The sequence below is a fragment of the Streptomyces sp. NPDC049813 genome (assembly GCF_044465085.1).
Lineage (GTDB): Bacteria > Actinomycetota > Actinomycetes > Streptomycetales > Streptomycetaceae > Streptomyces.
In genome coordinates this window covers 362533-378281 of record NZ_JBITLI010000001.1, presented here as the reverse complement: position 1 = coordinate 378281, position 15749 = coordinate 362533, and the positions used below count along the sequence as shown (strand labels likewise).

The 15749-nt window shown below is 73.4% G+C and carries 13 protein-coding genes; 7 read left to right on the top strand and 6 right to left on the bottom strand.

From position 1 onward, the window contains the following. From ACIBW6_RS01545 to ACIBW6_RS01535, 3 genes are read left to right on the top strand one after another with little or no spacing between them, the layout of a single operon-like run. On the top strand, positions 1–1539 hold the full coding sequence (locus ACIBW6_RS01545) for a sugar ABC transporter ATP-binding protein (RefSeq protein WP_399055340.1): 1539 nt from the start codon (positions 1–3) through the stop codon (positions 1537–1539). Then, a complete protein-coding gene (locus ACIBW6_RS01540) occupies positions 1532–2494 on the top strand; it encodes an ABC transporter permease (protein ID WP_399055338.1) in 963 nt (320 codons plus the stop codon). The genes ACIBW6_RS01545 and ACIBW6_RS01540 overlap by 8 nt, the downstream gene beginning before the upstream one ends. Beyond that, positions 2491–3513 (top strand): ABC transporter permease, encoded by a 1023-nt coding sequence (locus ACIBW6_RS01535; RefSeq protein ID WP_399055336.1) that lies wholly within the window; start codon positions 2491–2493, stop codon positions 3511–3513. Before ACIBW6_RS01540 ends, ACIBW6_RS01535 begins: the two co-directional genes overlap by 4 nt. Here the strand turns inward: ACIBW6_RS01535 and ACIBW6_RS01530 are convergent. Both ACIBW6_RS01530 and ACIBW6_RS01525 read right to left on the bottom strand, forming a co-directional pair. After that, a complete protein-coding gene (locus tag ACIBW6_RS01530) occupies positions 3443–4903 on the bottom strand; it encodes an MFS transporter (protein ID WP_399055334.1) in 1461 nt (486 codons plus the stop codon). The genes ACIBW6_RS01535 and ACIBW6_RS01530 overlap by 71 nt on opposite strands. Next, complete coding sequence (locus ACIBW6_RS01525) at positions 4900–6102, bottom strand: M20 family metallopeptidase (protein ID WP_399055332.1); 1203 nt, start codon at positions 6100–6102, stop codon at positions 4900–4902. The genes ACIBW6_RS01530 and ACIBW6_RS01525 overlap by 4 nt, the downstream gene beginning before the upstream one ends. A gap of 112 nt (positions 6103–6214) precedes the next feature. Here ACIBW6_RS01525 and ACIBW6_RS01520 point away from each other — a divergent pair, with 112 nt between their 5' ends. Further along, on the top strand, positions 6215–7255 hold the full coding sequence (locus ACIBW6_RS01520; RefSeq protein ID WP_399055329.1) for an Lrp/AsnC family transcriptional regulator: 1041 nt from the start codon (positions 6215–6217) through the stop codon (positions 7253–7255). Positions 7256–7310: 55 nt separating this feature from the next. On the opposite strand, the gene glgC is transcribed toward ACIBW6_RS01520, so the two are convergent. Continuing rightward, a complete protein-coding gene (glgC, locus tag ACIBW6_RS01515; protein ID WP_399055327.1) occupies positions 7311–8528 on the bottom strand; it encodes a glucose-1-phosphate adenylyltransferase in 1218 nt (405 codons plus the stop codon). Between the two features lie 26 nt (positions 8529–8554). Continuing rightward, positions 8555–9712 (bottom strand): glycogen synthase, encoded by a 1158-nt coding sequence (gene glgA, locus ACIBW6_RS01510; RefSeq protein ID WP_399056379.1) that lies wholly within the window; start codon positions 9710–9712, stop codon positions 8555–8557. Positions 9713–10000: 288 nt separating this feature from the next. Here glgA and ACIBW6_RS01505 point away from each other — a divergent pair, with 288 nt between their 5' ends. Beyond that, positions 10001–10945, top strand: coding sequence for a DMT family transporter (locus tag ACIBW6_RS01505; protein WP_399055325.1), 945 nt, complete (start codon positions 10001–10003; stop codon positions 10943–10945). Here the strand turns inward: ACIBW6_RS01505 and ACIBW6_RS01500 are convergent. After that, positions 10935–12221, bottom strand: a complete 1287-nt coding sequence (locus tag ACIBW6_RS01500) for a transglycosylase family protein (protein WP_399055323.1) — start codon at positions 12219–12221, stop codon at positions 10935–10937. The genes ACIBW6_RS01505 and ACIBW6_RS01500 overlap by 11 nt on opposite strands. Positions 12222–12318: 97 nt before the next feature. Next, on the bottom strand, positions 12319–13290 hold the full coding sequence (locus ACIBW6_RS01495; RefSeq protein ID WP_399055321.1) for an acetylxylan esterase: 972 nt from the start codon (positions 13288–13290) through the stop codon (positions 12319–12321). Positions 13291–13411: 121 nt separating this feature from the next. Between ACIBW6_RS01495 and gndA the strand changes: the two genes are divergently transcribed. Together gndA and ACIBW6_RS01485 are read left to right on the top strand one after the other, a co-directional pair. Next, positions 13412–14851 (top strand): NADP-dependent phosphogluconate dehydrogenase, encoded by a 1440-nt coding sequence (gene gndA, locus ACIBW6_RS01490; RefSeq protein ID WP_399055319.1) that lies wholly within the window; start codon positions 13412–13414, stop codon positions 14849–14851. A 206-nt stretch (positions 14852–15057) separates the two neighbouring features. Beyond that, positions 15058–15321, top strand: a complete 264-nt coding sequence (locus tag ACIBW6_RS01485; RefSeq protein WP_399055317.1) for a chaplin — start codon at positions 15058–15060, stop codon at positions 15319–15321. Positions 15322–15749: the final 428 nt, after the last annotated feature.

The window sequence follows — 15749 nt, the reverse complement described above, 5'->3', positions numbered from 1 at the left end:
ATGTTGTCGGCGAAGAACCTCAGCAAGACGTTCCCCGGCGTGCGCGCACTCGACGGTGTCGACTTCACCGCGCGCGCCGGGGAGGTGCACGCCCTCATCGGGGAGAACGGGGCCGGCAAGTCGACCCTCATCAAGGTCCTCACCGGCGTGTACCAGCCCGACCCCGCCACCACGGCGGGCGAGGGGGCACTCAGCTACGACGGCCGCGACGTCGGCTTCGCCACGCCGCTCGAGGCCCAGCACGCGGGGATCTCCACCATCTACCAGGAGGTCAACCTCGTCCCCCTGATGAGCGTGGCCCGCAATCTGTTCCTGGGCCGCGAGCCCCGCGGCCGCCTCGGCCTCATCGACTTCCGCCGGATGAACCGGGAGGCCGACGCGGCCCTGCGCGAGCTCGGCGTGCGGGTCGACGTCCAGCGCCCGCTGCGCGAACTGGGCATCGGCGCCCAGCAGATGGTGGCCCTGGCGCGCGCGGTCTCGGTCGATGCCAAGGTCGTCATCATGGACGAGCCGACGTCGTCCCTGGAACCGCGCGAGGTGCGGACGCTCTTCGGGGTGATCCGCATGCTGCGCGAGCGCGGCATCGCCGTCGTCTACGTCAGCCACCGCCTCGACGAGCTGTACGAGGTCTGCGACGCGGTGACCGTGCTGCGGGACGGCAAGGTGGTGCACACGGGCCGGCTCGCCGACCTGGACCGGCTGCGGCTGGTCTCGCTGATGCTGGGCCGCGACATCGGCGACGTACAGGACGAGGGACTGACCAAGTTCTCCGGCGAGCACGACGCGGCGGCCGAACCCATCCTGCGTGCGCAGGAGTTGACGGTGCAACACCAGCTGCACGGAGTGTCGCTGGAGGTACGGCCCGGGGAGGTCGTCGGCCTCGGCGGGCTCCTCGGGTCGGGCCGCAGCGAGACCGCGAAGGCGATCGCGGGGGCGCTGCCCACCGACAGCGGCCGGGTCACGGTGGCCGGCACACCGGTGCGCACCGGCTCCACGCCCGCGGCGATCCGGGCCGGCATCAGCCTGCTGCCCGAGGACCGCAAGGCGGAGGGGATCGTGCCGGGCCTGTCGGTGCGCGAGAACATCGCGCTCGCCGCGTTGCCGGGCCTGTCCCGCTTCGGCCTCGTCGACGAGGGCCGCATCGACCGCATCGTGGACACCTTCGTGAAGCGGCTGCGCATCAAGTCGGCGGGCCCGCACCAGAAGGTGGGCGAGCTGTCCGGCGGCAACCAGCAGAAGGTGCTGCTCGCCCGGTGGCTCGCGATGAACCCGAAGGTGCTGCTGCTCGACGAACCGACCCGCGGCATCGACGTCGGCGCCAAGGCCGAGGTCCAGAAGCTCATCGACGAGCTGGCGGACGACGGGCTCGCCGTCCTGCTGATCTCCTCCGACCCGGAGGAGCTGATCGAGGGCTCGGACCGGGTCGTCGTCCTCAAGGACGGCGCCGTGGTCGCGGAGCTCAGCGGTGACGCGGTCACGGAGGACCGACTGATGCGCGCCATCGCCGCAACCCCGGCTGGAGGGCCGACCGTTGACTGATCTGTCGCTGGGCAGGGCCGGCGTCGACCGCGCCCGCCTCCTGCGCCTGTTGCAGGAGTACGGCGTCTACGTCGGCGTCGCCGTCCTGCTGGTGGCGAACATCGCCTTCACCCCGCACTTCCTGTCGGCGGAGAACTTCCGCACGCAGGCCGTGCAGGTCGCGCCCGTCCTCATCGTCGCCCTCGGCATGGCGCTCGCCATCGGCACCGAGGGGGTCGACCTGTCGGTCGGCTCGGTGATGGCGCTCGCCACCTCGCTGATCTCCCTCTACCTCGGCTACGGGGTGTGGATGGCGCTGATCGCCGCGCTGATCGGCGGGGCCGTGGTCGGCGTCGCCAACGGCGCGCTCATCGCCTTCATCGGGGTCCAGCCCATCGTCGCCACCCTGGCGCTGATGGTCGCCGGACGCGGACTCGCCCTCGTGCTGCTGCCGCAGCTCAAGGACGTCCGCGACCCGGGTCTGCGCTCGCTCGGCACCGGCGACGTGCTCGGCATCCCCTACCTCGTCCTGATCGCGGCGGCGCTCGCGCTGCTCGTCGCCTTCGTCGTGCGGCGCACCACGTTCGGCCGCCAGCTCCTCGCCATCGGCGACAGCCGGCCCGCGGCGAAGCTCGCGGGCCTGCCGGTGCGCCGGGTCCTGATCCTCGTCTACGTCGTCTCCGGCGTGCTGGCCGCGGTCGCCGGGGTGCTGGCCACCGCCCGGCTCACCGCGAGCGACCCGACCTCGCTCGGCAATCTGATGGAGCTCTCGGCGATCACCGCGGTCGTCGTCGGCGGCACTCCGCTCACCGGCGGCCGGGTGCGGATCGGCGGCACGGTGGCCGGCGCGGTCCTCATCCAGCTGCTCACGGCCACGCTCATCAAGCACGACCTGCCGCCGTCGTGGACGCAGATCGCCCAGGCCGTGGTGATCGTGCTCGCCGTCTACGCGGCCAGGGAACGGGGGAAGCGATGACGATGACCGATGTCGAAGCGGCACAGCCGGCCAAGGACGCTCCGGAGGAACCGCTCGGCGCGACGCGCGCGGAGCGGCTGAGCGCGCTGGCCCAGCAGCACGGCGCGCTCGTCACGCTGGTGATCGCGGTGATCGCCGCCTCGCTCTCCTTCGACACGTTCCTGACCGGGGACAACCTGGAGAACATGGCACTGTCGTCCGCGTTCCTCGCGGTCGTGGCGCTCGGCATGACCTTCGTCATCGTGACCGGCGGCATCGACCTCTCGGTCGGTTCGCTGTTCGCGCTCGGCGGTGTCCTCGCGGCCTGGGGCTCCCAGTATGGGACGGTGGTGGCGCTGCTGCTGCCGCTGGCGGTGTGCGGGCTGATCGGGCTGGTCAACGGCGTGCTCATCGCCCGCTCGCGGCTCGCCCCGTTCATCGTGACGCTGGCCGCGATGCTCGGCGCCCGCGGCCTGCTCCTCGCGATCACCGACGAGGGCTCGCAGACCTACCTCGTCGACAAGTCGACGGTCTTCGCCTCGCTCGGCCAGGAGAAGCTGTTCGGGATCGGCCTGCCGGTCTGGATCACGCTGGTCCTGTTCGTGCTCGGCGCGGTGGTGCTGCGCCGCAGCCGGTTCGGCCAGTACGTGTACGCGGTCGGCGGGAACGAGGACGCGGCGGCCCTGATGGGGGCGCCGGTGGCCCGCACGAAGATCGGGGTCTACACCCTCTCCGGTCTCTGCGCGGGCCTGGCCGGCGCGCTCAACGCGGCGTGGCTGGTGTCGGGCGTGACGATCCTCGGCTCCGGCATGGAGCTGGAGGCGATCTCGGCGGTCGTCATCGGTGGCACCCTGCTGACCGGCGGTTTCGGTTTCATCAGCGGTTCGCTGGTCGGGGTGCTCCTCCTCAAGGTCATCCAGAACGTGATCAACCAGATCGGCTCGCTCGACTCCGCGTACCAGCAGGTGGTCAGCGGAGCGTTCCTCGCGGTCGTGGTGATCGCGCAGACGTGGCTGGGGCGGCGGCGCCGGGTGCTGTGACGCCCGACGACGGTCTGCGCGCGCGCAGTTGCAGCCCCACCGCGAGCGCGCAGGCCACTCCTCCGCAGGTCCAGATCGTCAGATACGCGGCGAGTGCCGGGGTGTCCGTCGAGCCGATGACCAGGGCGCCGAGCGCGACGGCGAAGGCGGCGCCGCCGACGCTGCCGCCGAGCGTCTTGAGGTTGTTGTAGACGGCCGTGGCGCTGGCCGTGCGGTCCGCGGGGCTGCCCTCCACGATGACGGTGGGCAGTCCGCCGAGCGCGAGCCCGCAGCCGAAGCCGGTCAGGGCGTTGGCGACGGCGAACGGCACCAGCCCGCCGTGCAGGCCGATGAGCCCGAGGTACCCGGCCGTGAGCAGTGTGAACGCCGTCAGGAGCAGCCGCCGGTACCCGATGCGGGCGGCGAGCGCGGCGCACAGCGCCGACCCGGCGAAGGCCGCGATGTTCGGGACGACCCCGTACAGGCTGATCTGCCAGGCGGCGAGGTCGAACCCGTACCCCTCGTCCGCCCGTGACGCGGCCATGAAGCTGACGGCGACGCTCTGCCCGCCGAGCATCACGGCGCCGAGCACGAACCCGGACGCGTAATACGGCGCGCTCTGCGGGCGGGCCAGCGCGCGGACGTCCACCAGGGCGTGCGGGCGGGCGAGTTGCAGCCGTGTCCATCCGCAGAGGAGGACGACGGCGAGCAGCAGGCCGCCCAGGGTGGGCGCCGACAGCCAGCCCCAGGCGGAGCCGCGGGACACCGTGCCGAGCAGGACGATCAGTGCGAGCGCGAGCAGGGCCGCGCCGGACCAGTCCATGCGCCCGCCCGCCCGGGTGCGGGACTCGGGGACCGCGGCGAACGACACGGCGACGCAGGCCACGGCGAGCGCCGCGAGCGCGAACAGGGTGGCGCGCAGGTCGCCGAGGAGCGAGAGCAGGGGGCCTACGAGGGCGTGGCCGAGGACCGTGCCGAGGGTGAGGGAGCCGACCAGGAGGCCGACGGCCCGGCGCCCGCCGTCGACGGTCAGCCGGTCCCGTACGAGACCGATCTCCAACGGCAGCAGCGCGGCCAGGGGGCCCATCAGAGCGCGGCCCAGGAGCAGGATCCCGAGGTTCGGGGCACACGCCACGAGGAGCGTGCCGGCGGCGATCGTGCCGAGGGCTGCACGCAGCACGCGCCGGTGCCCGTACAGGTCGCCGAGGCGCCCGAAGGCGGGCACGCTGACGGCGGCGGCGAGGTACTGCACCGTGGTGAACCACTGGGCCCGGCCCGTGCTGATGCCCTGCCATTCCTGGACGTCGGGGACCAGGGGGACGGCGGCGCCCTGGAGGAAGCCGCTGATCAGTTCGAAGGCGACGAGCAGCCCGACGACGGCGCGGACCTTCGGCGCGGCCGTGGCGGTCATGCCGCGGCTCCCCGCGCGAGCCGCTCCTCGGCGAGCACGGTGAGCAGGGCGGCCTGGCGCTGAAGGACCCGGTCGTCGAAGACGGCGCGCGGCGAGTGGTTCATCGGGGCGCTCACGGCGTCGACCCCTTCGGGTGCGGCGCCGACCAGGAGCATCGCGCCCGGGGTGCGCTGGAGGACGAAGGCGAAGTCCTCGGAGCCGTTGGCCGGGTCGGGGGCCTGCCACACCTGGGTGGGCCCGAGCAGTTCCCGTGCGGTGTCGAGGGCGAAGGCGGTCTCGCCGGGGTCGTTGACGGTCACCGGGTACTGGACGTCGTAGGCCACCTCGGCCTCGACGCCGTGCGCCCGGGCGATGCCGCGGGCGAGCCGGGGCAGGCCTTCGACGAGCCGTGCGTGGGCGGCCTCGGAGTAGCTGCGCACGGTGGCCTCGAAGGTGGCGGTCTCCGGGATGACGTTCTGCTGGGTGCCGGCGTGGAAGGTGCCGACGGTGACGACGACGGGGTCGAAGACGTCGAAGCGGCGCGTCACCCAGGTCTGCAGCGCGGTGACGATCTCGCAGGCGACGGGGACCGGGTCCTGCGCGCTCGCGGGCGTCGAGCCGTGGCCGCCCCGGCCGCGGACGGTGACCCGCAGCACGTCGGACGCGGAGGTGACGGTGCCGGGCCGGGTGGCGACCAGGCCGCCCGGCAGCTTGTTCGCGGCGACGTGCAGGGCGAACGCCGCGTCGAGGGGCCGGCCGGCGGCCTCCAGGACACCCTCCTCGATCATGGCGCCCGCGCCGTTGTGGCCCTCCTCCCCCGGCTGGAACATGAACACGACGTCGCCGTGCAGGTGCTCCCGGCGCTCGGCGAGCAGGGTCGCCGCGCCGACGAGCCCCGCGGTGTGCAGGTCGTGGCCGCAGGCGTGCATCGCGCCCGGTACCCGGGAGGCGTAGGCGACGCCGCTGTTCTCGGTGACGGGCAGCGCGTCCATGTCGCCGCGCAGGAGCACGGCGCCGCCAGGGCGCCCGCCGCGCAGGACCGCCGTGACGGAGCTGAGGCCCGTGCCGAGGGTGATCTCCAGGGGCAGCCCGTCGAGGGCGGTGAGGACCCTCTCCTGGGTGCGGGGCAGGGTGAGGCCGAGTTCGGGCGTGCGGTGCAGGGCGCGCCGCAGTGCGACGAGGTCGGGCTGGAGCTCCGCGGCGCGTTCGGTGATCGACATGCGGGGGTGAACCTCCTGGTACGGTCCGGCGGACGGCGGGGACGGGGGTTCAGAGTGGGTCCCCGGCGCAGCCACGGGCCCTGAATCGCAGGGAAAACGCAAGGGTGGGGCGATGACGCAGGATTCCGGCCAGGTGCTCGACGCCCTCGATCAGGCCCTGGTGCACGCGCTGCAGATCGCGCCGCGGGCCGGCTGGGCGCGGATCGGGGCGGCGCTCGGCGTGGATCCGGTGACGGTGGCCCGCCGCTGGGCCCGGCTGACGCGGGCGGGCGCCGCCTGGGTCAGCTGCCATCCGGCGCCGCTGGTCGCCGAGTCCGGCCAGGGGTGCCTGGCGTTCGTCGAGGTGGACTGCGCGAACGGCCGGCTGCCCGGGGTCGCCCGCGAGCTGACGGCCGAGCCGCACGTCGCGGCGGTCGAGCACGTCAGCGGCGGACGCGACCTGCTGCTCACGGTGTTCGCGCCGCATCTGCCCGCGCTCACCCGCTGGGTCACCCACCGCCTCGGCGCGCTCGACGGCATCGTCGCCACCCGCACCCACCTGGCGAGCACCGTCTACGCGGAGGGCAGCAAGTGGCGGCTGCGCGCGCTCGACTCGGCGCGGATCGCCCGCCTGACGGAGTCGGCGCCCGCCCGCGCGGACGCCCCGGTCTTCGCGCTGACCGACCTCGATCTCGCGCTGCTCGCCGAGTTGTCGGTGGACGGCAGGGCGAGCCACCGTGTCCTTGCCGAGCGGTGCGGGACGAGCCCGGACACGGTGCGCCGCCGGGTGAACAAGCTGTTCGCGGCGGGCATGGCGCACACCCGCTGCGAGGTGGCGCGGCCGCTCTCGGAGTGGCCGGTGTCGCTGATCCTGTGGGGGCGGGTGGCCCCTGGTGAACTGCGCGGGGTGGCCGAGCAGATCACCGGCGCGCGTGAGGTGCGGCTCTGCGCGGGCGTGGTGGGCCGCCACAACCTCAAGGTGATCGCGTGGGTCCGCTCGCTCGACGACGCGCAGCGCTTCGAGGTGCGGCTCGCCGAGCGGGTGCCCGCCCTGACGGTGGTGGACCGCGCGGTGGCGCTGTGGCCGATGAAGCTCAACGGCCAGCTGCTGGACGAGCGCGGCTACCGGATCCGCGCGGTGCCGATCGACGTCAGGGGGGTGGCGTCGGCCTGAGCGGGTGCCGGGCGGCCGCCCGGGGTCAGTGCACCGCCTGGCCAGCCGCCCGGGGTCAGTGCACCGCCTGCCCCTTGCCCAGGGCGATCACCCCGTTCTTCGAGACCGTGTAGAGCTCCGCGTCCCGGACCGGGTTGACGCCGATCGTCGCCCCGGCCGGGACGTCCACGTTCTTGTCGAGCACGGCGCCGCGCACCACCGCTCCCCGGCCGACCCGCACGTTGTCGTGGAGCACCGAGCTCTGGACGACCGCGCCGTCCTCGATCGTCACGCCCGGGGAGAGGACGGAGCCGGTGACCTGGCCGCGGATGACGCAGCCGGGGCTGACGATCGACTCGCTCGCGATGCCCGCCGCGCAGAACTTGGCGGGCGGCAGCTGCCCGGCGTGGGTGTAGATGGGCCAGCGCCGGTTGTCCAGGTTGAACATCGGCTCGTCCGAGATGAGGTCCATGTGGGCCTCGTAGTACGTGTCCAGGGTGCCGACGTCGCGCCAGTAGGCGTGGTCGCGCTCGGTCTCCCCCGGCACCCGGTTCTCGTCGAAGTCGTAGACCTGGGCGACACCGCGCTCGGTGAGCAGCGGCAGGATCGAGCCGCCCATGTCGTGCGCCGAGTCCTCGTCCTCCGCGTCGTGCTGCAAGGCGTCGATCAGGGTCTTGGTGGTGAAGAGGTAGTTGCCCATCGAGGCGAAGACCTGGTTGCCGCCGCCGGGCAGCGGCGGCGGGTTCGTCGGCTTCTCCAGGAAGGCCTCGACGCGGGTGCTGTCGCGGGCCGGCGTGATGATGCCGAAGGACGGGGCCTGGGCCCGCGGCACCCGGATGCCCGCGACGGTGACGCCGGCCCCGGACTCGATGTGCTGCGCGAGCATCTGCCGCGGGTCCATCCGGTAGACGTGGTCGGCGCCGAACACCGCGATGAAGTCGGGCTGTTCGTCGTGTACGAGGTTGAGGGACTGCAGGATCGCGTCGGCGCTGCCCGAGTACCAGCGCGGCCCGAGGCGCTGTTGGGCCGGGACCGGCGTGACGTAGTTGCCGAGCAGGCTCGACATCCGCCAGGTCGTGGTGACGTGCCGGTCCAGCGAGTGCGACTTGTACTGCGTCAGCACGCAGATCCGCAGGATGTCGGCGTTGACCAGGTTCGACAGGACGAAGTCGACAAGGCGGTAGGTGCCGCCGAAGGTCACCGCGGGCTTCGCCCGGTCCGCGGTGAGCGGCATCAGCCGCTTCCCCTCTCCTCCCGCCAGTACGATCCCGAGCACCGAAGGCCCACCGCGCATGACAGCCCCCTCCATGTCCTGGCGTCTCAGGCGCCGTTGAGGATCTCGTCGTACACCTGCACCGTGCGCCGGGCCACCGCGGCCCAGCCGAACCGCTCCACCGCCCGCTCCCGGCCGGCCTCCCCCATGCGGCGCGCCGCGGCGGGGTCGCCGACCACCTCGTTCAGTGCGCGGGCGAGCCCCGCCTCGAAGGCCTCCGGGTCCGCCTCCGTGTACGGGACGAGCAGGCCGCTCTCCCCGTCGGTCACCACTTCGGGGATGCCGCCGACCCGGGACGCGACGACCGCGGTGCCGCAGGCCATGGCCTCCAGGTTGACGATGCCGAGCGGCTCGTAGACCGAGGGGCAGACGAAGACCGCCGCGTGCGTGAGGAGTTGGACGACCTCGTCGCGCGGCAGCATCGACGGGATCCAGCAGACCCCGTCGCGGGTCTTCTTCAGCTCCGCGACCAGCTCCCGGAACTCGCGGCCGATCTCCGGCGTGTCCGGCGCTCCGGCGCAGAGCACCAGTTGCGTGTCCTTGGCCAGGTCGCGGGCGGCGCGCAGCAGGTGCGGCACGCCCTTCTGGCGGGTGATGCGGCCGACGAAGACGACGTACGGGCGGTCCGGGTCGATGCCGAAGCGCCGCAGTACGTCCGTGCCGGGGTCGGCCTGGTAGAGGGAGACGTCGATGCCGTTGTGCACGACGCGCACCCGCGCGGGGTCCAGGGCCGGGTAGCAGGCGAGGATGTCGTCGCGCATCGCGCGGGAGACGGCGATGACGCCGTCCGCCGCCTCGATCGCCGTGCGTTCGGCCCAGGACGACAGTGCGTAACCGCCGCCGAGCTGTTCGGCCTTCCAGGGCCGCAGCGGCTCCAGCGAGTGCGCGGTCAGCACGTGCGGGATGCCGAGGTGCAGGGCGGCCAGGTGGCCCGCGAGGTTGGTGTACCAGGTGTGGGAGTGCACGAGGTCGCGGCCGTCGAGGGCGGCGGCCATGGAGAGGTCGACGGAGAGGGTGCGCAACGCGTCGTTGGCCCCCTCCAGCGCCGGCCAGGCGCGGTGCCGGCGCACCCCGTCGGCCGCGCCCTCGCCCCAGGTGTGCACCTCCAGGTCGACGAGCGGCCGCAACTCCCTTGCCAGGAACTCGACATGCACCCCGGCGCCGCCGTACACGTCCGGCGGATACTCCCTGCTGAGCACTCCCACGCGCACGCGCGGCCCCCCGTATCCGTTCGTTCCACTCACTCAGGTCGGTCGTGCTCGCACCGCGTCTCATGGTCACCCATGCGGGCCCCGCGCGGAAGGGCGCGGACGGATCGGGGCCCCACGGCCTGCGCGCGGGCACCCGTCCTGGGGATGACTGTGGGGGCGGCGTACTCCATCGGCAGTAGGACCCATTGCGTGCTCAGGTCGGACGACAGGAGCGCCGGCGCGAGGGATCGTGGAGGGTATGAGAACCGACCGCGCGCCGCACCTCACGCCGGGGAGCACGCGATGAGTGCCCTGGTCTGGTCCGTGCTGCTCTCCCTGGTCTCCGCGGTCGCCTACGCGGGCGGGGCGATCGTGCAGGAGCGGGTGGCCGAGACCTCCCCGGCGTCGGCGTACGCGCCGCTGCGCAGGCCCGCCTGGTGGGGCGCCGGGTGCCTGAACGGCCTGGGCGCGCTGCTGCACGTCATCGCCCTCGCGTACGGTCCGCTGAGCCTCGTGCAGCCGCTGGGCGCCCTGACGATCGTGCTCGCGCTGCCGATGGCGGCTCTGCTGGTGCGGCGCAGGGCCGGGGCGACCGCCTGGCGTGGCGCGATCATGGCGACGGTGGGGCTCGCGGGGCTGCTGGCGCTGACCGGCGCGGCCTCCGAGGACTCGCTGGACGGCGCGGAGCGGCTGCTGGTCGGGCTGATCACGGCCGGCGGCGTGCTGGTGCTGATGATGTCGGCGCGGGCCGCGCACCGGCATCCGGTGGTCCGCGCGGTGCTGCTGGCCGTCGCGGCGGGCAGCAGCTTCGGCATGGCGTCGGTCTTCACCAAATCGGTCGCCGTCGACTGGTCGGGCCGGCCGGTGCAGCAGCTCGGCACGCTGCTGGCGATCGCCGCCCTGGCCACGGCGGGCATGCTGCTCTCGCAGGCCTCCTACCGCGGCGCGGGCCTGGCCGCGCCGCTGGCGACCGCGACCGTCGTGAACCCGGTGGTGGCGGCGGCCGTCGGCCTCACCCTGTTCGGCGAGACGTTCCGGCACGGCACGATCGGCACGGTGCTGGCGCTGGGGTGCGGTGTGGTGGCGGCCGGCGGTCTGATCCTGCTGACGACCGAGCGGATCGGCCGGGACCGGGACGCCCGGGTGATCTCCCAGCACACCCCGGCGGTCCCGGACAGCCCGGCAGGCCTGGAGGGCATGCCGAAGCCGTCTCGCCGCGACCGGGCGGACCGGAACGTCAGATCCTGACGCCGTGGGCCCGCAGGTACGCGAGCGGGTCGATGTCGCTGCCGAAGCCGGGGCCGGTCCGCATCTCGAAGTGCAGGTGGGGTCCGGTGCTGTTGCCGGTGGACCCGGAGCGGGCGATGCGCTGGCCCTCCACGACGCGCTGACCGCTCTTGACGGAGAGTGCCGACAGGTGCCCGTACTGGCTGTAGCGGCCGTCGGCGTGCCGGATCACCACCTGGTAGCCGTAAGCGCCGCCCCAGCCGGACGCGACGACCTGGCCCGCGGCGACGGCCTTGACGGAGGTGCCGGTGGGCACGGCGAAGTCCACCCCGGTGTGGTACCCCTTCGACCAGGAGGAGCCCGCCGCGTGGTACGGCGTGCCGAGCGCGGCGTCGACCGGGGCGACGGCCCCGCGCGAGCTGCTGTGGGGGGTGCCGCTCTTCTTGGTCGCGGTCCGGTGCGCCTGCTTCGGCTCGGTCTTCTTCGGGGCCGTCTTCCTCGGCTCGGTCTTCTTCGCCTCGGTCCTCTTCGGTCCGGTCTTCTCGTGGGGCGTCTTCTGCGCCTGCTCGGGGTGGGACTTCTGGGGCTGGGGGGCCGTCCGCGGTCCGGCGGTCCTCGTCGCCGCCCCGGGCATCGCGAGCCGCTGGCCCGGGAAGATGAGGTCCGGGTCGCCGCCGATGGTGTGCCGGTTGGCCGTGTACAGCCGGTGCCAGCCGCCCGGCACCTCGCGGGCGTCGGCGATGCCGGAGAGCGTGTCGCCGCCGACCACGGTGTACATCTCGGCGCGGCCGGCCGCCGACTGCGGGGTCACCTCGGGCTTGACGTCCCGCACGGTACGGGCCGGGGCGGGCCGCTCGGCCGTGCGGGTCCGGGCGGGCTGCTCGGCCGTGCGGGTCCGGGCCGGGGCCGGCTGCTCGGCCGTGCGGGTCAGGCCCGCGCGCTGCGAGCACACCGGCCAGGCGCCGGGGCCCTGCCCCTTCAGGACCTTCTCGCCGACCGCGATCTGCTGGTCCTTGGTGGCGAGGTCGGCGCGGGGTGCGTAGGCCGTACCGCCGTACGCGGCCCAGGTGGAGCGGGTGAACTGCAGACCGCCGTAGAAACCGTTGCCGGTGTTGATGCTCCAGTTGCCGGTCGACTCGCACGCGGCGACCTTGTTCCACGTCTGGACGTCGGCGGCGTGCGCCGTCCCCGCGCCGATGAGCGGGATCGCCATGCCGGCTCCGCCGACGGTGACGGTCAGCGACGCCCGGTTGACCCGGCTCGGCTGGTACCGGCGATGCCGGCCGCGTAACGCCATGGAAGCCCCCTTGGAAACCCGACAGGCACGCAGGAGCCGCAAAGTAGCGGCTCCCACGGCGCCGTGACAAGAGCGGCGGAGGTGCCGGTGGCCGCTTTCAGTCCCTCAAGTGGCCTGGAATCCAACGCAGTTGTACGGCTTGCTGGACGGGGCCGCCGCCCTCGTGGTCGTTGAAGGCGTACACCTCCATCGAGCGCTCCGGGCCTGCCCAGTGGTTGTGCGCGGCGAAGACGGTCGACGGCGGGCAGGTCAGGTCCTCCAGGGCCGCGGAGAAGAGTCCGGGGGCGCTCGCGCGGGCCGCGAAATTCATGGCGTCGAAGTACGAGAGCGTCCGGAAGACCCGCTCGTCCTCGCCGGTGTGCGCCTTGAGGTAGAGGGCGATCTCACGGTACGGGTGACGCTCGGTGAGCGTGGCGGCGCGGCCGAAGTGGCAGAGGAACGGCACGTCGGGCGCCGCGGCCCGCAGGTCCGGCACCAGTCCGGCCACGGCGATCGCGATGCCGCCGCCCTGGCTGCCCCCGGTCACGGCGACGCGCTCCGCGTCGACCAGCGGGTGCGCGCGGGCCGCCTCGACGGCGCGCACGGCGTCCGTGTAGACCCGCCGGTAGTAGTAGTCGTGCGGGTCCTGGATGCCGCGCGTCATGAATCCGGGGGCCGCGGGACCGCTGCCGACCGGGTCCGCGGTGTCACCGGCGGAGCCCCCGCTGCCCTGGCCGCGGGTGTCCATCACGAAGTGGGCGAACCCGGCGGCCGCCCAGCGCAGGTGGGTGTGGGGCAGCCCCCGGCCGCCGCCGTAGCCGATGTACTCGACGACGGCCGGGAGCGGCTCGGTGGTCCCCGCGGGGAGGACCAGCCAGCCCCGCACGGGATGCCCCGCGAAGCCCGCGTACGTAACGTCGAAGACGTCGACCGCGGTGAGCGGGACGTCGACCGGGCGGAACCGCGCGCCGAGGGCGTACTGCCCGGCCTCGGCGAGCGTCTTCGCCCAGAAGGCGTCGAAGTCGTCGGGCGCAGTCAACGGCGGCTTGTAGGCACGCAGTTCGTCGAGCGGCAGATCGAAATGAGGCACGCGCGGCTCCGACATCGTAGAGAGTGCGGACGAGGGCTCGGTGGAGGCGGTCGCCCACGCTACGCTCCCGCCCTTTCCACCCGAACAAGATCTATCAAATTCCAATCCAGGAGCGACAGACATGAGCACTACAGCCCAGATCGGTGTCAGCGGGCTCGCTGTCATGGGGCGCAACCTCGCCCGGAACTTCGCGCGGAACGGCTACACGGTCGCCCTGCACAACCGCACCGCGTCCCGGACGCACCAGCTGGTGGAGGAGTTCGGCGAGGAGGGCATCTTCGTGCCCACGACGAGCGCCGAGGAGTTCGTGGCCGCGCTGGAGCGGCCCCGGCGCCTGGTGATCATGGTGAAGGCCGGTGAGCCGACGGACGCGGTGATCAAGGAGTTCGCGCCGCTGCTCGAACCCGGCGACATGATCGTCGACGGCGGCAACGCGCACTTCGCCGACACCCGCCGCCGCGAGAAGGAACTGCGCGAACAGGGCATCCACTTCGTCGGCACCGGCGTCTCCGGCGGCGAGGAGGGCGCGCTGCACGGCCCGAGCATCATGCCCGGCGGCAGCGTCGAGTCCTACGACGCGCTCGGCCCGATGCTGGAGAAGATCTCCGCGAAGGCGAAGGACGGCGCCCCGTGCGTCACGCACGTCGGCCCGGACGGGGCGGGCCACTTCGTCAAGATGGTGCACAACGGCATCGAGTACGCCGACATGCAACTCATCGGCGAGGCGTACCAGTTGCTGCGCGATGTCGCCGGGTACTCCCCCGCCGAGATCGCGGAGACCTTCCGGACCTGGAACACCGGCCGCCTCGACTCGTACCTCATCGAGATCACGGCCGAGGTCCTCGCCCACACCGACGCCGCCACCGGCAAGCCCTTCGTGGACGTCGTCCTCGACCAGGCCGAGCAGAAGGGCACCGGCCGCTGGACCGTGCAGATCGCCCTCGACCTGGGCGTCCCGGTCTCCGGGATCGCGGAGGCCGTCTTCGCCCGCGCCGTCTCCGGCCACGCCGACCTGCGCGAGGCCTCCCGGCACCTCGCGGGCCCCTCCGCCCGCACCCTGGGCAAGGACGAGGCGGCCGCCTTCGCCGACCAGGTCGAGCAGGCCCTCTACGCCTCGAAGATCGTCTCCTACACCCAGGGCTTCCACCAGATCGCCGCCGGCAGCGAGCAGTACGAGTGGGACATCGACCTCGGCAAGGTCGCCGCGATCTGGCGGGGCGGCTGCATCATCCGCGCCGCCTTCCTCGACCGCATCACCCAGGCCTACGAGACCCAGCCGGACCTCGTGAGCCTCCTCGCCGACAAGGGCTTCGCCGAGGAGATCGCCGCCGCCCAGGACGCCTGGCGCACCGTCCTCGCCACCGCCGTCACCCAGGGCGTCCCCACCCCCGCCCTCGCCGCCACCCTCGCCTACTACGACTCGCTGCGCGCCCCGCGCCTGCCCGCCGCCCTCACCCAGGGCCAGCGCGACTACTTCGGCGCCCACACCTACCACCGCACCGACCGCGACGGCAGCTTCCACACCCTCTGGGGTGGTGACCGCACCGAGACCGACGCCTGAGCCGCCTCCGGCGAGGGGGCCCGCCGCGAGGTTCGACCGTCTCCTGAACTATCGGACGCCTGTCCGGCCGTTGCGCCATGCGAGGGAATCAGGACGGTCGGCCCAAGCCGGCCCGGGCGCCGGTACGGATTGCGGGTGAGGGGCGTTCGGCTCCCCTCGCACCGCCCGTCAGGGCGCGTGCCGAGCAAGCAAGTAGAGGAAGTGTCATGTCTCGTCTGCTGAAGAGTGCCGCCGTCATGGTCGCCATCGGGGGTGCGGTCGTCGCGGGTGCGGGTGCCGCCTCGGCCGACAGTGGTGCGCAGGGGGCCGCGGTGTCGTCGCCGGGCGTCCTGTCGGGCAACGTCGTGCAGGTCCCCATCCACATCCCGGTCAACGCCTGCGGGAACACGGTCGACGTGATCGGTCTGCTGAACCCCGCGTTCGGGAACGCGTGCGCCAACGGCGCTCACGGCTGGGGCATGGGGAGGTGACCCCGGTGCGCTGAACACCCTCAGCGGACCGCGCACCCCCTGACGGCGAGGGGTCCGGCCTTCCCGGCGTGGCAGCACCGGGGGTACGGGGCGTCCGCGGGCCGCGGAGGGTGTCTGGGCACGCGTTGCGTCACATGAAGGCTGGTGGGGCCGGTTCCGCATGCGGAGCCGGCCCCACCGGTGTCTCCCGGGCCCGGCGACCGCATCCCGGTGGTGGACCCCGGCGGCCGCCGGGAGCAGCGCCGCATCCGCGGGGACCGCGCGCCGGGGACAGCTGACGGGCGGCCCGTACGCGCGGAGGCGCACGAGTGGCGCCCCCCCCGCCCGCCCGCGGGGGGGCCCCGCGGGCGGCCGACGAGAGAGGGGGCGGTCGGGGCCGCCCCGGGAGGCCGCGGGCGGGGCGGGCGCCCAGTTCCGGGGGGGAGCTG